The organism is Vibrio sp. A1-b2, from assembly GCF_021726015.1.
Classification (GTDB): Bacteria; Pseudomonadota; Gammaproteobacteria; order Enterobacterales; family Vibrionaceae; genus Vibrio; species Vibrio diazotrophicus.
Map to the genome: position 1 here is coordinate 78,905 of NZ_JAKKCI010000001.1, position 17,587 is coordinate 96,491.

Sequence of the window (17,587 nt, forward strand, 5' to 3'; positions counted from 1 at the left end):
TGTTTCTACGTAATTACTTTCACAGACATGAAGTTTGCGTTTTGTTTTCGAAACTGTGACAGAGCGCCGTAAGTGCTATATAGAATTCTATATAGGGCTGAGAAGTGAAAATGAAAAAGCCCCGGTAATACCGAGGCCTTAGAGATTGAAGCTGCGAAGTGAACTACACCGCTTTGTAGATGACTTTGTTACCCGCTAACTGCTCTTTCACTACAAGATTTTCTTCAAGTAGTTTTTTAAGTGCGCCTGTTGCCCAAGAAGCCGCTTTTGCGTCTTCCTGACCAGCTTCTAGGCCAATAGACTTAGGATTAATGCCTTCCGCATTTTTAGCAACAATATCAAGAACCTGTTGTTGCTTAGGCGTTAATTCTACGTCAACTTTAATCGCTGCTGCTTGAGCAACAACTTTTTCAACCGCTGGTTTAGCTACTTTTTTCTCTACAACTTTCTTTTCAGCTGCAGGTTTCGCAGTTTTCGTTGCTGAAGATAGGTTCGCTACAGTCGCTTTAACACGCTTTTGCAGTTTAGCCTGCACTTTGCGCTTATGAGCAAGTCTCATCGAGTATGTCTCCATTTCACTGCTTTAATCGCAGTGGTGAAAATTTGAAGCGCGTTTTATATCAAAATTCTGCTGTCATTTGTAGCATTGAGGTCAACTTCTCCCGCAAAAATGCATCTATCGCACGTTTATGACTACAATTTATACAAGGACGTTTTTGATTATCACAGTTGCAATACTGGGGATAAACACAGTTTTATAGAGAGTGTATGTGGTTTCTATGCAGAGTATTCATATCGCCAATCATCACTTTGACTTACGTTCTCCTTATGCGAAATGGGTAGGCATTGCGGCTGCTTTATTGGCTTTGGGGTTTGTTATTTGGTCACCCAGTTGGCGACAAGCCTTAGTCGCGGTGATCGCTATTGGTGTGTTGTTGGTTGTTGGCTACTGGCTGATCAGAAAAAGCCAAGTTGGCTATACCTTCACCGCCACTCATTTTCAGCAGCATCTGTTTCGAGGCGGTTGGGTGTTGCGTTGGAATAACATCAGTAAAATCGGCATTTGTACTTTCGAGCAAGACGGATGGCATCATCCGTTGCCATGGATTGGCGTCAAGCTAAGACGCTACTCTCCTTATCTTGACAGTATTTGTCCGCGTATCGCCTCTGAAATACTGCTCAGCCAGCGTGCTCTGCTCTATCTTGGCGCACGACAAAAAAACCAAGAAACGAAGTTTGAAGATATGGTGTTGGATGCTCAGCAGTACAAAGAGTCTGCAACAAAAAGTTATTCAGGCTTAATGGCTATGTTGGCAAACAGAATGAAGTATCAGCGCCAATATTACGATTACGACGTTTTTATCTCGGCGAATGATTTAGACAGAAGTGCGGAAGAGTTTGTAGGGCTAGCTCGGCGCTATCTCGCAGCAGCCGAGCCAGAGAAAGCTGATCAGTAAAGCGGCATTTCATCAGCCACGTAATGATTGTGTAATCGTTCATGACCAAATGTTGATTTAGGTCCGTGCCCCGGAATAAACGTTACATCGTTACCTAATGGCCAAAGCTTGGTTTTGATCGAGTTCAGCAAATCACCATGATTACCCTGAGGGAAATCTGTACGACCGATACTGCCGTGGAACAGTACATCACCAACAAAAGCCAGTCTCGCTTCTTCACTGAACAAAACCACATGCCCCGGAGTATGACCCGGTGTGTGAATCACTTGAAGAGTCTGTTTACCGAAGGTCACTGTGTCACCTTCATCCAACCATCTATTAGGCTCAAATGCTTCTGTAAGCGGGAAGCCGAACATTTGGCTTTGACCTTCCAAACCTTGTAGCCAGAAGTTATCCGCTTTATGTGGACCAACAATATCGACATTGCCAAGCTGATCGGCCAATGATTCTGTACCACCAACATGATCTAAGTGACCATGAGTAAGCACGATGTGAACCACTTTCACTCCCAGCTCATCAATCATAGCTTTCAATTGTTTGACGTCACCACCCGGATCGACAACAACGCCTTCCATGGTTTCATCACACCAAACGATTGAACAGTTTTGAGCGAAGTGAGTCACAGGGACAACTTGATATTGTAAAGACATAAAACAAACCTTGTTCGATATTCGAAATTGTTCGAACTATGCCACTAGAGCCCTAGTTTGACAAGCTACGAGCCTTGCCAGTTGCGGACTGGGCCTGTATCTATGTGTACAAAGCCACTGCGAGGATAATACCCAACGCCACCTGCTTTTAGGCTTAATGCCGCTTCATGAACTTGTTTCAATGAAACGCCATCCAAACGGAAATCAAAGGCCTTCCCCATCATATGGAAGCTCTTCTGCGCAACACCATTTGAGTTTTGACGAAGCATTTCATTGGTTGCCGGAGAGCGGTAACCAGAAATAATCTGTACCTCAGCCTCACTGCCGATTAAGGTTTGAATACGGGTTAATTGGTCGAATAGCCCTTTGTCCATAGGATGAACTTCGTTGCGACGAAAATCGCGGCAAATATGGTTGAGTCTTTTCAGTTCTGAACGCACATAACGATGACCATTGAAATAGCAACTTTCTAACGTTTCACCCGTGTGCAGGTTATTCAGTGCCAAAACACGAGGTTCATCTGGAAGAGAGGCTTGAACAAGGCTTGGCGAACAAGCCGCTACCACTAAACCACTTCCAGCAAATTTCAAAAAATCACGTCGAGAAACAATCAAACCAACACCTTTACTACTGATTAAATTTCAAACAGAGGGCGAAACTTAACGGACTCGCCAGTGAAGGTCAAATGCATAATTTGTGCACAAAATCGCCTTACACGGCGATTTATAGCATTAGTGCTTGAACATAAAGAAAAACTTTAATATGTAAATTTTGAGTAAACTTTGAAGTAAATAACATAGGCCAGCGCTTAATTGCCAACCTTTGCCTCTCATCCACGAGCTTGTGCATCGAAGCGGTAAACATCATCCCTGTACTGAAGACTTCCACCTTCATACCAAACGGTTTGGTAAATGATATGAACTGGGATTCGCTTCTTCAGCGCAATAGACTTATTGCTTGGGTTCTGTTCATCTTTCAATTTGGACTCATCAATTCCCTGAGTTTCAAAAATCTTAGCCGCAAAAATAGACGCATCCTGCACACGGATGCAGCCAGAGCTGAATGCCCTTGATGGGCTGCTGAACAGATGTTTGCTTGGCGTATCGTGCAAATAAATGGCGCGAGCATTCGGTGTATTAAACTTGTACAACCCTAACGCATTTTGACGCCCAGATTGCTGGCGCATTCGGTATGGGAATGTGTCTGGGTCTACGCTTGTCCAATCGATCGCTTTTGGATCTAAAGTTTTGTCTGAGGTCCAACTCTTAATGATTTCAATATGGTGCCGACTGAAATAGTTTGCATCCCTCTTCGCCAGTGGAAGAATGTCTTCCACCATGATTTTTCTCGGAACATTCCAAGTGGGATTTAAAATCACGGAATCGAGTTTAATAGACATCAAAGGCGTCGGACGTTTAACACTACCCACGACCACTTTCGATGAAAATACGGGTTTACCTGAATACCAGTACTTCATATCAAACCCAGGAATGTTCACCACGATCACCGTGTCTTCTTCCTGTGACCATAAGCGGCTGCGTTCGGCATTCAAAGCCAGAAGAGCCAAACGGGACTTAACAGAAAGGTTGAGCCATTTTAACGTATCGGGACCGATGATTCCGTCAGACTTAAGGCCATGCATTCGTTGAAATCGCTTAACCACTTTCACCAGACTGTTGTCATACCAGGTGACACTGTCACTCACTTGACTCATATCGATACTCACCAGTGATAAGCGATGAATTAGCAGCTCTCTATCATCAAGCCTATCCCCCGGCTTTATTAAACCTTTTTGGTTATAGCGAGGAATGATCTCAGACTCTTTCTCAAGCAGAGTATTGTATGCAGTCATCAAAGGCTTGTATGAAGCGTCACTCGGCGTGTATGACTGAACCAGTTCACCAATACCGTTCGTCGCCACAGCAACTTCCAAAGAAACAAAGGCGTTTTCACTAGGGAGTGGTAAGTTGTATGTCAGCTTTTTGCCTTCAAAAAACCACTGTTGCCCAAGTTTTGCAGCCTGCTCAGCGTAACTCAAATACATGATAAGAGTATCAGTCGCTAACAGGTCGTATTCAAACCAAGTATTTTGCTCGCGATATTTTTGCAAATGCCCTAAACGTCCATCAAATAGCGGACTAATACCTGCACGATGGATAACTTCAAGCTGCTGCTCAAACTTTTGAATGGTAGCTAAATCGATCCAAATAAGCTGAGCGTTATTTTCCTGATAAATTCGCTCAACTCTCTGCGGATACGCTAACAGTGACAAAACCGGTGAATCAGGTTCAATCCAACCTAATTCAGAAAGCCGTTTTTCTGCTGCTGAAATCGATACACTGAACAGAAGTAGCAACACTGCAAAAAAACGATTTTTCTTCATATAAAGACGCCTAACTCAACAACCTATAAATTGAGTATGGCAAAAAATGAGTCAATTGTTATGACAAAATTAAACAATTGCTGACCAGTGATTATCCCATTGCACATTTGATACACTCGTTGCCGCGCCATGAGGATATTGGTTTCTCACTACCATCCCAGCACCGGAGCTTACCTGAAACTGCTCACCATGCACAACCACACCTGAAGCATCGGGTAAAGGAGCTAGTTCAACTAAGCGATGAGTTTCCTTCGACCAAATACCGTAGCAATTCCCGACGGGAGACGTAGCCAATATCCATTTATCCGTAGCCGCTATGCTTGCAATATAGTGATTAAAACGAGCCCACTCTTCAGGTTCAGCAAGTAAAGGCTGCATTTCCCCGCCACGGGTATGCATGGCAATTAATGATGGTGTGTCTTCCGGTTGCCCACGATATTGTTGTCCGCACAACACGGTTTCACTTCCGTCATGAGCAAGGTGACGAATACTCAAATGGTGATCCGGTAATGCTACCTGCTCTAGCACTTTGCCATTCATAGACAGATAAGTAAGACTCGGCTGCATTGTCTCTATATTTAAAGGCTCTCGGCCGTTGGTATGAACGCCACCCACACCAATCGCTAAGGTGTTATCTGGCATCATGATCACCTCATGTGGACCAATACCAAACCCTGTCAGTTCATCGGTTTTCTTGTAGCCCTTTTGAACGTCATAAACACCAATGATACCCCTGCTGGTTCCTCTTTCACCTTCGGTAGCAAACAACCATAAGCCATCATTGGAATAGACGCCATGACCGTAATAGTGTCGCTGAGAACCAGACGAATTGAGCGCTATCATCTCGCCACTCTGATAGTCAAAAACCATCATAAACTCACCCGGACGACGGCCAAAAGCAACGGCTTGACTCATATGTGGATGAATAGCGACCCCATGCCCTCTGGCAGGTAAAGGCAACTGAAGAATCGATTGCCCCTGTTTATCGGCAACTACAGCGCTAAACTGGTTGCGGCTTGTCACGGCACAACCAATGAGTGCTGGTTGATTTTTATTGCCGTTGCTTGCACAACCAAACGGAAATATTGGTGTGCAAACACCGAAGAGAGCCGCTTTTAGTAGCGAGCGGCGAGTGTTATCAGTCACCATCGGTTGCATTGAATCCTATCACTACGTCTAGTTCCACAGAGACTTCGTCATGTAACAAATACTTAAGTTGTTCCATTTTGTTGTACTGAGAAAGCACAGTTCGATATCCCTCTTTTGTTTGCAACAGGTCGAACAAACTTCCCTCTTCAGGCCATGTTGCCAAAAGGTTTGCATATTGGGTTTTCACTCGTTCCGCCAAATCGACTAGTCCACGGTCTCTCAGCATTTTGTCCAAACCATTTCCATCAGATAAATACAGCGATTGCATCGCTTCAATGTTGGCTTTTAGGTTGAACATAGACGTTTTAGAGCGCCATGACTCAGAGAAATATGGGCGAGGTTTACCAATATTCGCTAAAGGGCGGCTTAACTTAGACATAGAGAATTCTAACTGATTGGATAGCAGCGCTATGTATTCCGATGTCCACGTTTTCTCATCCAGTTTTGTCCAAGGGTTTGTACGCCACGCTTTTTCAATCGTGTCGGCTCTGTTTGCCAGATTTTCACTGATTGCTGTTGCTGACATACATGCCTTAACCTTCGAAGTGGTCAGCGGCGATTTAGAATCGTAGAGCATCCATTCAATTGCCCCAAGACCTTGTACCGTCACACTGTTTTCTGCAATTTCGGAAGCCGTCCAAACTTTATCCTGCTTTGTTAAAGCGCCCATTTTCAGACCTGTAGTGTTTTTCTTATCCGGCCAAAACTGCACATTCCAACTTTGAGCAAGAGCATCTGCAGGACCTCGCTCCTGACCTTGTAATGCCATCCATGCAAGCATAGTGCTATGCCATTGTTGTTTGATCTCCCCGATATCCACGGAATCTGCCTGACAATACTCAGAAAACATCTCGGCTAATGAATCGGCTTGCAAAGAAAAATGATTTGCTGCTTGATACTCCACCAAATAAGTAGCTTGGCTTACGTGTTGAGTTTGCTGCGCATGCGAAGCTGTTTGGCTTGTCTGACACGCCGTTAAGCTCAGTACCAATATGCTTGGCAAAAAAAGTTTGAAGGTCATATAAACACCTAACAAAGAATGACTTTATAAAGAATTTAGAAATGCGATTAAGGATTCGCGTTCTTGCTTATTGAACTGAAGTACTTTTTCTTTGGCTGGTTGAGCTTCGCCCCCGTGCCAAAGCACCGCTTCCATAAGATTTCGTGCTCGTCCATCATGTAGGAAGTACGTATGGTTATTCACTTCCTCTGTATAGCCGATGCCCCATAGCGGTGGCGTTCGCCACTCATTTCCTGATGCAAGAGCTTCAGGTCGGCCATCACTTAATCCCTCACCCATATCGTGTAATAACAAATCTGTATATGGATGAATAGTTTGTTCTGACAGTGCAGGTCTAGATTCCACTTTTGCGGTTTTAACCTCTGTTTTGTGGCAGCTATTACATCCTACTTCAGCGAACAGCTTTTGACCGTGTTGAACTTTTGGGTCATCAACGTTTCGGCGCACAGGTACCGCTAAGTGTTGCGAATAGAACTCAACGAAATCGAGTATATTATCGCTCACTTCAGGTTCACCACCGTTAGGCACTTGACTACAAAGTGTTTGGTGCACACTGCAGTTTTCTTTTGGGAATAAACGGCTGGTCAACCCTAAATCACCATTGAACGCTGCGGCATTTTGTTGCATCAACGATGGTTGCCCTGCTTTCCAGCCAAAACGTCCAACGACTTTTTTCTCTTCGCGGATATCCCAAACTCGGTTCACACGACCAGAGATTCCATCACCATTAGCGTCGTTCTCGTCTTGCCAAGAAAGAATCGTCTGTTCTGGAATAGCTTCTAACAGTCCTAAACCAATCATAGGCGGAGCGACACGCGCAGAAAATTGAGTCTTCGGATGTAAGGCGCCATAACCTAGATTTTGAATAGAAAGATTCGGTTTACGTAAAAGTACTGGAGTCCCATCCGCAAACTTAACCACCACTTCGTCATAAGTAATAAGAATCGAACCTTCGGCTTTTTTCCCTGGAAGGGCAAAATCTTGCAACTGATCACCGTAAACCGGTTCAGGTACTACACCCGCTCTGTCATATATGGCTTTTTGTGCAGCTGTTTCTGCTGGAATGCTCAAACGCACAAGCATCGAAACCGCTTGGGTATCATTGGCTTCTGGAGGGTGACCACGTCCATCTTTGATATGACAGTTCTGACAACCATTAGTGTTAAAAAGAGGACCAAGGCCATCGCGAGCATCAGTTGATGAAGGTGCCGGAACCCAAGGATTACGGAAAAAACTGTTGCCCACGCTAAAGTCCAAACGTTTTGCCATTGGCAAGTTTGATGCAGGCAGAGAATAAGCATTAGGGCCGGTTTTCGTTATACTAGTACTGCCTCCAGATTTCACGTCTTCAGCGACAGCATGGCAAGAGGCCAAACTCAGCAGTAGTGCTGAAAAATACGACTTCATTACGTCTTTCTCATCGTTTAAAAAGCAAGAAACCCAATCCGTCACACCTCATGTTAAAGGTCTAAAGATTGGGTATAAATGAGCTCTCTTTTTGTGGGGTGAATCTTGCTAAGAGAGCTCAGTCTGCCATCGAGATTAAAATTCGTGGTCAGCGTTATCCGGATTGAGGCTATCGATACCGATAATGCCTGCTGCACGCTCAATAGAAGCCGTTTGAGCCACTAAACCAGCGATAGCTTTATTGACTAATGCGTTGCCCTCAGCGTTGTCTGCAGCAATTAACTGATCAAAGTGTTGATTGTTTTGTTCTGCTGATTTCACTAACTCACCAACTTCTGCACGAGAAACTTCAAATTGAGCCAGAATGTCTTTCGCGGCCGCTGAATCTTTGTCTGCAACCAAATCATTGATGCTTGGACCAGAAATTTTAGATCCGTCTACACGTGAATATGAGCCCGTATAGACGTTGTAAATGCCTTGCTCATTAAAGTAATGAGAGTTGTGCGTATTGTCTGAGAAACAATCGTGCTCGTCTTCAGTTGAATTCGCTTCAAGCGCCACTTTCATACGCTCACCAGCTAACTCACCAAGAGATAACGAACCCATACCAAACAACATTTTTCGAATGCCGTTTGTTGCTGATTCTGAAAGTAGTTCCTGACGGTAATTACCTTTTTCCGATGCTGACCACTGCTTTTCCATCCACTCTAGATCTTGTACCAGAAGCTGAACAGAAGCTTTTAAGTATTGGGCACGACGGTCACAGTTGCCGTTAGTACACGCTGCACCTTGAACATAATCTGTATAAGGACGAGCACCAGCGCCAGGGTTAGTGCCGTTTAAATCTTGGCCCCATAACAAAAATTCAATTGCATGGTACCCAGATGCTACGTTCGCTTCCGAACCACCAACTTCGTTGAGGCTAGCGATAAGCTCAGGTGTAATGGTAGATGCATCAATTGTCGTTGCACCGATCGTGATCGCTTTATTACCGATAATGTTTGCACTTGCACCTTCATTACCCAATTCATATTGATAATCTGTCGCAACGTAATCGATCAGACCTTCATCCAAAGGCCAAGCGTTTAGCTGTCCTTCCCAGTCATCAACAACGGCGTTACCAAAACGGAATACTTCAGACTGTTGGTACGGTACACGCGCTGCTAACCACGCTTTTTTAACGTCTTGCAATTTTGCTTCTGACGGTGCTGATAGAAAAGTATCTACTGACTTTTCAAGACCTTTAGCTGTAGATAATGAATCAGCAAACACTGCGTGAGCAATATCTGCATAGTTTTCTACAACTTGTTGTTGAGTAACTGCGGCAATGCTTGCAGCACTGGCTAAAGCTAAAGAAGCGGCGATAGATTGGACTAAAAACGATTTCACTTTCATTGAAGCATCCTTGTTGAGCAACCTTATATTGTTAGTGCTAATTATTCTCATTTGCACTACTAGTTACGCATCATACAAATTTACAATTTATTTGCAAGCTGTAACAAAAAAAACCTCACCGAAGTGAGGTTTTTTTATGCAAAAGTGATGAGCTATTAAAGTTTTAAGTCGTGCTTTCCGTGTGAGACTTTTGCTTTTAAATAGTTTTCATTGCCTGACTTAATATGAGCTGCTGTATTTACAACTTCAACGATCTCTATGCCATGCTGTTTTAGTTCGTTGACTTTCTTAGGGTTATTAGTCACCAATCGAATCTTATTTATACCCAAAGCTTTCAACATTTGCGCAGCTTCAGTGAAATCACGGAGATCGTCGCCGAAACCCAAATGATTGTTGGCTTCGTAGGTATTCATCCCTTGGCTTTGTAAACGGTAAGCATCGATTTTGTTATAAAGCCCAATGCCCCGCCCCTCTTGACGTAAATAGAGAATAATTCCGCCAAACTCACCCATTTTCTCTATGGTTTCTTCCAACTGTTCACCACAATCACAACGCGACGAATGGAAAACATCACCAGTTAAACACTCAGAGTGCATGCGAACTAATGGTATCTCTTGAGACTTATCAACGGATTTGAAGATAACAGCAACGTGCTCTTTGTCTGTTTCTAAACCTTTAAAAGAGAGGATTTCAGCATCAATGCTGCTTTTAGCGCCGACCTTAAAGTCAACTCTGGCTCTTACTTCCGCCATATCTGTACTCACTTTACTCAAACATTACTTATGCACAGTCGTTAATAATTTATCTTCTTCTCGTACTTAGCGAAGCTAATGCTCTGCCACATTGAGAGTCCATGCATTCGAATCAGTTAATCTTGCCATAACTATGGGGATTGGCCCGCAAGTTTTCAATGAAAAGATCATAATCTGTTTACCAACTTAAGTAACTTATAGAAACGCGCTCTGTAAGATTCATCAAGCTTTGTTGTTATAATATAACAATTTCGAAAAACGGCAATAAAAAACCCAGCTGTAATAAGCTGGGTAACAAGTACTAGATTGACTTAGCTTTTCTGAGTTTTCTTCCACATAGTGAAATCAATCCAAATCTGTTCTAGTTCTTTCAATTCTTCTGCAGTTAGTAACGATAACGTTGATTTAGACGGAGTCGAAGAATATGGCTGCAGAGAACTAATTTGTTCATGAAAAGCTTCTTTCAATTTATAAATCATCAGTTGGTCCACTGCCTTAATCCATTAATAAGCATTAATTCTCAAAAATAATACCATTTAAAATTCAATTTTGTGACAAAAAACATATTAATGGAACTGTCGTCACACTTTACATTTGATTTTTTATAGGTGCTAATTTTGATCCAAAATATTCAGTTAGATCAATTACCTTGGTTCTTTGATCACCTAGATTACCTTGCAAAAATTTACGCTTTATTCATATTCACTTCACTCTAATGCCACTTCATATAAACCACTCTTTACATTTCATACATTAATAAATACTAATATTTCATTTATTAATGATTTGATATCACATAGAGTTTCAAATATACGCAAATATCGCTTTCTAAAGTGGTATCGCTGTTTTTTAGATGAAAAAAAACCGAGTATTTAATACTCGGCTTTTTATATAGTGAAGATTATTTATTCTGAATCGGATTCGCTATCAGTTTCAGAATCATCACTCTCAATTTCAACGCTATCCGCTGACTCTACTGACGAATCTAAAACTTCATCACCCTCTTCCCCTTCAGGAAGTTCAGTTTCTTCAATTTCTTCGATTCGTTGTAGCCCAACAACTTTCTCATCTTCCGCTGTACGGATAAGTGTTACACCTTGAGTGTTACGGCCAACTTGGCTCACTTCACCAACACGAGTACGTACAAGCGTACCTGCGTTAGTAATCATCATGAACTCGTCGCCTTCTTCCACTTGAACCGCACCGATAACTAGACCGTTACGCTCTGAGACTTTGATCGACACAACACCTTGTGTTGCACGGCTCTTCGCTGGGTATTCACTTAGAACAGTACGCTTACCATAACCATTTTCCGTTACTGTCAGTATGTTACCGTCAGTCTTAGGAACGATTAGAGAAACGATTTGATCCTCGCCGTTCAGCTTCATACCACGAACACCAGCTGCAGTACGTCCCATCGCACGAACTTGTTGTTCGTTGAAGCGGACAACTTTACCTGATTGCGAGAACAACATGATGTCGTTGTTGCCGTCTGTAATATCAACGCCGATTAGAGAGTCTTCATCACGTAGGTTAAGAGCTATCAGACCGTTTGCACGCACGTTGGCGAACTGATCCAAAGACGTCTTCTTAACAGTACCGTCACCCGTTGCCATAAAGATAAATTTATCTTCACTGAACTCAGTTACAGGCAGAATCGCTGTGATACGTTCGTTTTCTTCAAGCGGCAGTAAGTTAACAATTGGCTTACCACGAGCAGTACGGCTCGCTAACGGCAATTGATACGTCTTCAGACGGTATGTCTTACCACGCGTAGAGAAACATAGAATGTTGTCATGAGTGTTCGCAACGAGTAGACGTTCGATATAATCTTCGTCTTTCATGCGTGTTGCACTCTTACCACGACCACCACGACGTTGAGATTCATAGTCGCTTAGAAGCTGATACTTCACATAGCCTTCGTGAGATAGAGTCACAACAACATCTTCACGAGCAATCAGCTCTTCCATATCAATGTCATGGCTTGCAGCTGTGATTTCTGTACGACGTGCGTCACCAAAAGCATCACGAACCGTTTCTAGCTCTTCACGGATAACTTCCATCAAGCGCTCAGTGCTGCCAAGAATATGCAGTAGCTCTGCAATTTCTTCTAGAAGCTGTTTGTATTCATCAAGAATCTTCTCGTGTTCTAGACCCGTTAAACGGTGTAAACGAAGTTCTAGAATCGCCTGAGCTTGTTGCTCAGTTAAGAAATATTGACCATCACGAATACCGTATTGAGCTTCAAGCCACTCTGGACGAGCCGCATCTGTACCAGCACGCTCAAGCATTGCCGCTACGTTGCCTAGATCCCAGCCTCGTGAAATCAAACCAACTTTAGCTTCTGCTGGTGTTGGAGCCTTACGGATCAACTCGATGATTGCATCGATATTTGCCAGTGCTAGTGCCAAACCTTCGAGGATATGAGCACGCTCACGAGCTTTACGTAATTCAAAAATAGTACGACGAGTCACCACTTCACGGCGGTGGTCTACGAAGCACTTAATCATCTCTTTCAGGTTAAACAGTTTTGGTTGGCCATGTTCAAGGGCAACCATGTTAATCCCGAAAGTGGTTTGAAGTTGAGTGTTTGCATATAGGTTGTTCAGAACAACTTCACCAACTGCATCACGTCTACATTCAATAACAATACGCATACCATCTTTATCAGATTCGTCACGTAGTGCGCTGATGCCTTCAACTTTTTTATCTTTTACTAGTTCCGCAATTTTCTCAATCAAGCGAGCTTTGTTCACTTGATACGGAATTTCAGAAACGATGATGGTTTCTTTGCCACTCTTATCTGCTTCAATATCAGCTTTAGAGCGCATGTAAACTTTACCGCGACCAGTCTTATAGGCATCAATGATACCTTTACGACCACTAATCAATGCTGCGGTTGGGAAATCTGGTCCTGGGATGTAATCCATCAACTCATCAATAGTGATGTCTTCATTTTCGATGAATGCCAAACATCCATTCACAACTTCAGTTAAGTTGTGTGGCGGAATATTGGTCGCCATACCTACTGCGATACCTGACGAGCCGTTCACAAGCAGGTTAGGAACTTTCGTTGGCAGTACAGCAGGAATCTGCTCAGTACCATCGTAGTTGTCTACGTAATCAACCGTTTCTTTATCTAAATCAGCCAACAGTTCATGGGCTATTTTAGCCATACGAACTTCGGTATAACGCATTGCCGCAGCAGAGTCGCCATCGATAGAACCGAAGTTACCTTGACCATCCGCTAGCATATAGCGCAGTGAGAACGGCTGTGCCATACGTACGATAGTATCGTATACAGCACTGTCACCATGTGGGTGATATTTACCGATTACGTCACCTACCACACGGGCAGATTTCTTATATGGTTTATTCCAATCGTTGCCCAATACGTTCATAGCAAATAGAACGCGGCGGTGTACTGGTTTTAGACCATCACGCACATCTGGAAGAGCACGACCAACGATAACTGACATCGCATAGTCTAGGTATGAACCTCGAAGCTCATCTTCAATGTTTACGGGCGTGATCTCTTTAGCTAGATCGCTCATAGAGCCTTTATCCCTCTATAGTTTGATCGGTATATCCAGACAGTGAACTATTACTACAAATAAGCCGAATAGACACTGTTTTCCAATTTCCAGATATTATTGATACTTATAAGGTGAAAAAATATAACACAACTTATAACGGTTCGGCATAACTTTCATTGCCCTTTTATCAGGTTGTGATGTTTGTTGCCTCTAAAATGTGGAGAAATTACACACTTCTCCCATATCCAACTGATAAATGGTTAATTTTTGCCCATATATTTACTAAACAATCAATTCTTGTTTAAACAAATAGAGAACAACTGGTTTGATTTACTCATAACGTTATAATGCCAACGTAACCACGGATGAGTATTAAAGGCAAATTCACTATGACGACAACTCAAAATCAAAACGTCGACCCTAACGAAATAAAAAAATTCGAGGACATGGCCTCTCGTTGGTGGGATCTAGAAGGCGAATTCAAACCTCTTCACCAGATTAACCCTCTTCGTCTCAATTATGTTCTCGACAAAGCGGATGGTCTTTTCGGCAAGAAAGTGTTGGACGTGGGCTGCGGTGGTGGCATTTTAGCCGAAAGCATGGCTCGCGAAGGTGCGGAAGTTACGGGCTTAGATATGGGCAAAGAACCGTTGGAAGTCGCTCGTCTTCACGCGTTAGAAACTGGAACTAAGCTCACTTATATCCAGAGTACAATCGAAGACCACGCAAAAGAAAACCCACAAACCTATGATGTGGTGACTTGTATGGAAATGCTGGAACACGTTCCAGACCCGCTTTCCGTAGTTAAGTCTTGTGCTGCATTGGTCAAACCGAACGGTCACGTCTTTTTCTCTACTTTGAACCGCAACATTAAATCGTATCTTTTTGCCATCGTAGGCGCAGAAAAGCTGATGAAGATTGTCCCTGAAGGTACTCACGACCACGAGAAGTTCATTCGTCCTTCTGAGCTGCTTAAAATGGTCGATCAAACACACCTTAAAGAACAAGGTATCACTGGTTTACTTTACAACCCGCTGACTGACACATATCGCTTAGGGAAAAATGTTGATGTGAACTACATCGTTCACACGCGTTTGTTCTGATCACAAAGTTGAGGGTTTTTTAACCCTCAACTACTTCGAGAAACATTTCATTTTTATGCACGATTTTCGTGCATTCTGTTCCATTTTGAATCAACTAAATTTGGCTCGAATTTTTAGTTAAAGATCAAGGAAATTTTTTTTTGATCGGTTACGAATAAACCAATCTTGAAAGCTCGATTTTTTACAATCAACTCTGTTCTTAGATCATCAGTTAGTGGCTACTAACGTTTTTTTTCATTTTCAAAGTTATCCACAAAGTTTCCCCTAAACTGTAACTTGCATTAAAGGGGTTATAGCACTATGTTGTAACTCGAACACTGATGCACCCCTATATGTAGTGTCTAAGCCACTAGATATAGGACGAGCATAATCACAAAACCGTTAATAATTTTACAAGAATTACATATAAAAACGGTTTTAATCAGTTTTGTTAGGGAAATGAAGCAGAATGAACCAACAACTCACTGTCACAAAGCGTGATGGCCGCAAAGAAACTATTGATCTGGATAAGATCCACCGAGTGATCACATGGGCTGCTGAAGGTCTACAAAATGTCTCTGTATCACAAGTGGAACTTCGTGCTCACATCCAGTTCTACGATGGCATTACCACATCAGACATTCACGAAACGATTATTAAATCAGCAGCTGACCTGATCTCTGAAGAGAGCCCAGATTACCAATATTTGGCTGCGCGATTAGCGGTATTCCATCTACGCAAAAAAGCTTATGGTCAATATGAGCCACCAACACTATTAGAACATGTTTCTTCAATGGTTGAGAAAGGCAAATACGACAAGCACTTAATGGAAGATTACACGCGTGAAGATTTCATCAAGCTAGACAGCTTTATCGATCACCGTCGTGACTTAAACTTCTCTTATGCTGCTGTAAAACAGCTTGAAGGTAAGTACTTTGTACAGAACCGAGTGACAGGCCAAATTTATGAGAGTGCTCAGTTCCTTTACATTCTTGTAGCGGCATGTTTGTTTGCGAAGTATCCAAAAGACACTCGTTTGGATTACATCAAGCGTTTCTATGATGCGACGTCAACATTCAAGATTTCCCTACCTACACCAATTATGTCTGGTGTGCGTACGCCTACCCGCCAGTTCAGCTCATGTGTACTGATCGAGTGTGGCGACAGCTTAGATTCTATTAACGCAACAGCGAGCTCCATTGTTCGTTACGTTTCTCAACGCGCAGGTATTGGTATCAACGCTGGTCGTATTCGTGCATTGGGCTCAGAAATCCGTGGTGGTGAAGCTTTCCACACAGGTTGTATTCCATTCTACAAATACTTCCAAACAGCAGTGAAATGTTGTTCTCAAGGCGGTGTTCGTGGTGGCGCAGCAACGGTGTTTTACCCTCTATGGCACGGTGAAGCTCAGTCACTATTGGTTCTTAAGAACAACCGTGGTGTTGAAGAAAACCGTGTTCGTCATATGGACTACGGTGTTCAGCTAAACAAACTGATGTACCAACGTTTAGTGGAAGGCGGAAACATTACTCTGTTCTCACCTTCTGACGTACCTGGACTTTACGATGCGTTCTTCCAAGATCAAGACGAATTCGAACGTCTATATGTCAAGTACGAGAACGATGCTTCGATTAAGAAGACAACCGTTAAAGCTCTTGAAATGTTCACGCTACTAATGCAAGAACGTGCTTCTACAGGTCGTATTTACATTCAGAACGTTGACCACTGTAATACTCACAGCCCGTTTGATGCGAGTGTGGCTCCAGTACGTCAATCAAACCTATGTTTGGAAATTGCACTGCCAACCAAACCTTTAACTAATGTTGAAGATGACAATGGTGAAATTGCACTTTGTACTCTGTCTGCATTCAACCTAGGTTCGATTGAAAATCTAGACGATTTTGAAGAGCTAGCAGACCTAGTGGTTCGTGCACTTGATGCTTTGTTAGATTATCAAGACTACCCACTACCAGCCGCTTATAAGTCAACGATGAATCGTCGTACGCTAGGCGTGGGTGTGATTAACTACGCATACTACCTAGCGAAGAATGGCGTTAAATACTCAGACGGCAGTGCAAACGCTCTAACGCACCGTACTTTTGAAGCTATGCAATACTACTTGCTAAAAGCTTCTGTACAGCTCGCGAAAGAACACGGTAAGTGTCCTTTATTTGGCGAAACAAATTACGCGAAGGGCTTGCTACCAATTGATACGTACAAACGCGACCTAGATAAAATCTGTGATGAAGAACTTCATTATGATTGGGACGCACTACGTACAGAGATCTTGGAGCACGGTCTACGTAACTCAACTCTGACTGCACTGATGCCTTCTGAGACATCTTCTCAGATTTCGAATGCAACTAACGGTATCGAACCACCTCGTGGTTACGTATCAGTAAAAGCATCAAAAGACGGCATTTTGAAACAAGTTGTACCAGAGTTCCTAAAATACAAAGAAAACTACGAGTTGCTTTGGAACATCGGTTCTAACGATGGTTATCTACACCTAGTTGGTATCATGCAGAAGTTCGTTGACCAAGCTATTTCAGCGAACACCAACTACGACCCTAGCAATTTTGAGTCTGGCAAAGTGCCAATGAAGAAACTGCTTCAGGATCTGCTGACTGCATACAAGTTTGGTGTGAAGACGCTGTACTACCATAACACTCGTGATGGTGCGAAAGACGATCAAAAAGACGTGGTGCAGCCACAAGATGACGACTGCGCAGGTGGCGGTTGCAAGATCTAATCT

Annotated in this window: 14 protein-coding genes; 3 read left to right on the plus strand and 11 right to left on the minus strand. The window is 43.0% G+C overall.

Annotated elements, in window-relative coordinates:
• Window positions 1–163: 163 nt before the first annotated feature.
• Window positions 164–559: a MarR family transcriptional regulator gene (locus L3V23_RS00350; protein ID WP_102965916.1), complete on the minus strand. Its 396-nt coding sequence runs from the start codon at window positions 557–559 to the stop codon at window positions 164–166.
• Window positions 560–779: 220 nt separating this feature from the next.
• Between L3V23_RS00350 and L3V23_RS00355 the strand changes: the two genes are divergently transcribed.
• Window positions 780–1,457, plus strand: coding sequence for a DUF2982 domain-containing protein (locus L3V23_RS00355; protein WP_237291775.1), 678 nt, complete (start codon window positions 780–782; stop codon window positions 1,455–1,457).
• On the opposite strand, the gene L3V23_RS00360 is transcribed toward L3V23_RS00355, so the two are convergent.
• The 10 genes from L3V23_RS00360 to gyrA form a co-directional block, all read right to left on the minus strand.
• The gene (locus L3V23_RS00360) at window positions 1,451–2,107 is read right to left on the minus strand and encodes an MBL fold metallo-hydrolase (RefSeq protein WP_102953084.1); all 657 of its coding nucleotides are present in this window, start codon (window positions 2,105–2,107) and stop codon (window positions 1,451–1,453) included. The two genes, L3V23_RS00355 and L3V23_RS00360, sit on opposite strands and share 7 nt — an antisense overlap.
• Window positions 2,108–2,172: 65 nt before the next feature.
• The gene (locus L3V23_RS00365) at window positions 2,173–2,721 is read right to left on the minus strand and encodes a YcbK family protein (protein WP_237291776.1); all 549 of its coding nucleotides are present in this window, start codon (window positions 2,719–2,721) and stop codon (window positions 2,173–2,175) included.
• 215 nt (window positions 2,722–2,936) lie between these two features.
• Complete coding sequence (locus L3V23_RS00370; RefSeq protein WP_237291777.1) at window positions 2,937–4,490, minus strand: L,D-transpeptidase family protein; 1,554 nt, start codon at window positions 4,488–4,490, stop codon at window positions 2,937–2,939.
• A gap of 69 nt (window positions 4,491–4,559) precedes the next feature.
• Window positions 4,560–5,648 carry a DUF1513 domain-containing protein gene (locus L3V23_RS00375; protein ID WP_237291778.1) on the minus strand — a complete coding sequence of 363 codons (1,089 nt, stop codon included), beginning with the start codon at window positions 5,646–5,648 and terminating at the stop codon, window positions 4,560–4,562.
• Window positions 5,629–6,660 (minus strand): imelysin family protein, encoded by a 1,032-nt coding sequence (locus L3V23_RS00380; RefSeq protein ID WP_102985989.1) that lies wholly within the window; start codon window positions 6,658–6,660, stop codon window positions 5,629–5,631. Before L3V23_RS00380 ends, L3V23_RS00375 begins: the two co-directional genes overlap by 20 nt.
• Before the next feature lie 24 nt (window positions 6,661–6,684).
• A complete protein-coding gene (locus L3V23_RS00385; RefSeq protein ID WP_102965921.1) occupies window positions 6,685–8,067 on the minus strand; it encodes a di-heme oxidoredictase family protein in 1,383 nt (460 codons plus the stop codon).
• A gap of 135 nt (window positions 8,068–8,202) precedes the next feature.
• Window positions 8,203–9,462: an imelysin family protein gene (locus L3V23_RS00390; protein WP_102965922.1), complete on the minus strand. Its 1,260-nt coding sequence runs from the start codon at window positions 9,460–9,462 to the stop codon at window positions 8,203–8,205.
• Between the two features lie 155 nt (window positions 9,463–9,617).
• Window positions 9,618–10,214, minus strand: coding sequence for a GTP cyclohydrolase II (gene ribA, locus L3V23_RS00395; RefSeq protein ID WP_042487713.1), 597 nt, complete (start codon window positions 10,212–10,214; stop codon window positions 9,618–9,620).
• Window positions 10,215–10,525: 311 nt separating this feature from the next.
• Entirely contained in the window at window positions 10,526–10,705 is a 180-nt protein-coding gene (locus tag L3V23_RS21390; protein ID WP_042487715.1) for a hypothetical protein, read from the minus strand.
• 414 nt (window positions 10,706–11,119) lie between these two features.
• Entirely contained in the window at window positions 11,120–13,768 is a 2,649-nt protein-coding gene (gene gyrA, locus L3V23_RS00405; RefSeq protein ID WP_102965923.1) for a DNA topoisomerase (ATP-hydrolyzing) subunit A, read from the minus strand.
• Between the two features lie 371 nt (window positions 13,769–14,139).
• Here gyrA and ubiG point away from each other — a divergent pair, with 371 nt between their 5' ends.
• Together ubiG and nrdA are read left to right on the plus strand one after the other, a co-directional pair.
• Window positions 14,140–14,853 carry a bifunctional 2-polyprenyl-6-hydroxyphenol methylase/3-demethylubiquinol 3-O-methyltransferase UbiG gene (gene ubiG / locus L3V23_RS00410; protein WP_180980302.1) on the plus strand — a complete coding sequence of 238 codons (714 nt, stop codon included), beginning with the start codon at window positions 14,140–14,142 and terminating at the stop codon, window positions 14,851–14,853.
• 448 nt (window positions 14,854–15,301) lie between these two features.
• Window positions 15,302–17,584 carry a class 1a ribonucleoside-diphosphate reductase subunit alpha gene (gene nrdA / locus L3V23_RS00415; protein ID WP_042487728.1) on the plus strand — a complete coding sequence of 761 codons (2,283 nt, stop codon included), beginning with the start codon at window positions 15,302–15,304 and terminating at the stop codon, window positions 17,582–17,584.
• Window positions 17,585–17,587: the final 3 nt, after the last annotated feature.

Excerpts from the sequence above, each read along its gene's own strand:
- L3V23_RS00385 (WP_102965921.1), bottom strand. The coding sequence starts at position 8,067 with ATGAAGTCGTATTTTTCAGCACTACTGCTGAGTTTGGCCTCTTGCCAT.
- L3V23_RS00350 (WP_102965916.1), bottom strand. The coding sequence starts at position 559 with ATGAGACTTGCTCATAAGCGCAAAGTGCAGGCTAAACTGCAAAAGCGT.
- gyrA (WP_102965923.1), bottom strand. The coding sequence starts at position 13,768 with ATGAGCGATCTAGCTAAAGAGATCACGCCCGTAAACATTGAAGATGAG.
- L3V23_RS00375 (WP_237291778.1), bottom strand. The coding sequence starts at position 5,648 with ATGCAACCGATGGTGACTGATAACACTCGCCGCTCGCTACTAAAAGCG.
- L3V23_RS00360 (WP_102953084.1), bottom strand. The coding sequence starts at position 2,107 with ATGTCTTTACAATATCAAGTTGTCCCTGTGACTCACTTCGCTCAAAAC.
- ubiG (WP_180980302.1), top strand. The coding sequence starts at position 14,140 with ATGACGACAACTCAAAATCAAAACGTCGACCCTAACGAAATAAAAAAA.
- L3V23_RS00370 (WP_237291777.1), bottom strand. The coding sequence starts at position 4,490 with ATGAAGAAAAATCGTTTTTTTGCAGTGTTGCTACTTCTGTTCAGTGTA.
- nrdA (WP_042487728.1), top strand. The coding sequence starts at position 15,302 with ATGAACCAACAACTCACTGTCACAAAGCGTGATGGCCGCAAAGAAACT.
- L3V23_RS00355 (WP_237291775.1), top strand. The coding sequence starts at position 780 with ATGCAGAGTATTCATATCGCCAATCATCACTTTGACTTACGTTCTCCT.
- L3V23_RS00380 (WP_102985989.1), bottom strand. The coding sequence starts at position 6,660 with ATGACCTTCAAACTTTTTTTGCCAAGCATATTGGTACTGAGCTTAACG.
- ribA (WP_042487713.1), bottom strand. The coding sequence starts at position 10,214 with ATGGCGGAAGTAAGAGCCAGAGTTGACTTTAAGGTCGGCGCTAAAAGC.
- L3V23_RS00390 (WP_102965922.1), bottom strand. The coding sequence starts at position 9,462 with ATGAAAGTGAAATCGTTTTTAGTCCAATCTATCGCCGCTTCTTTAGCT.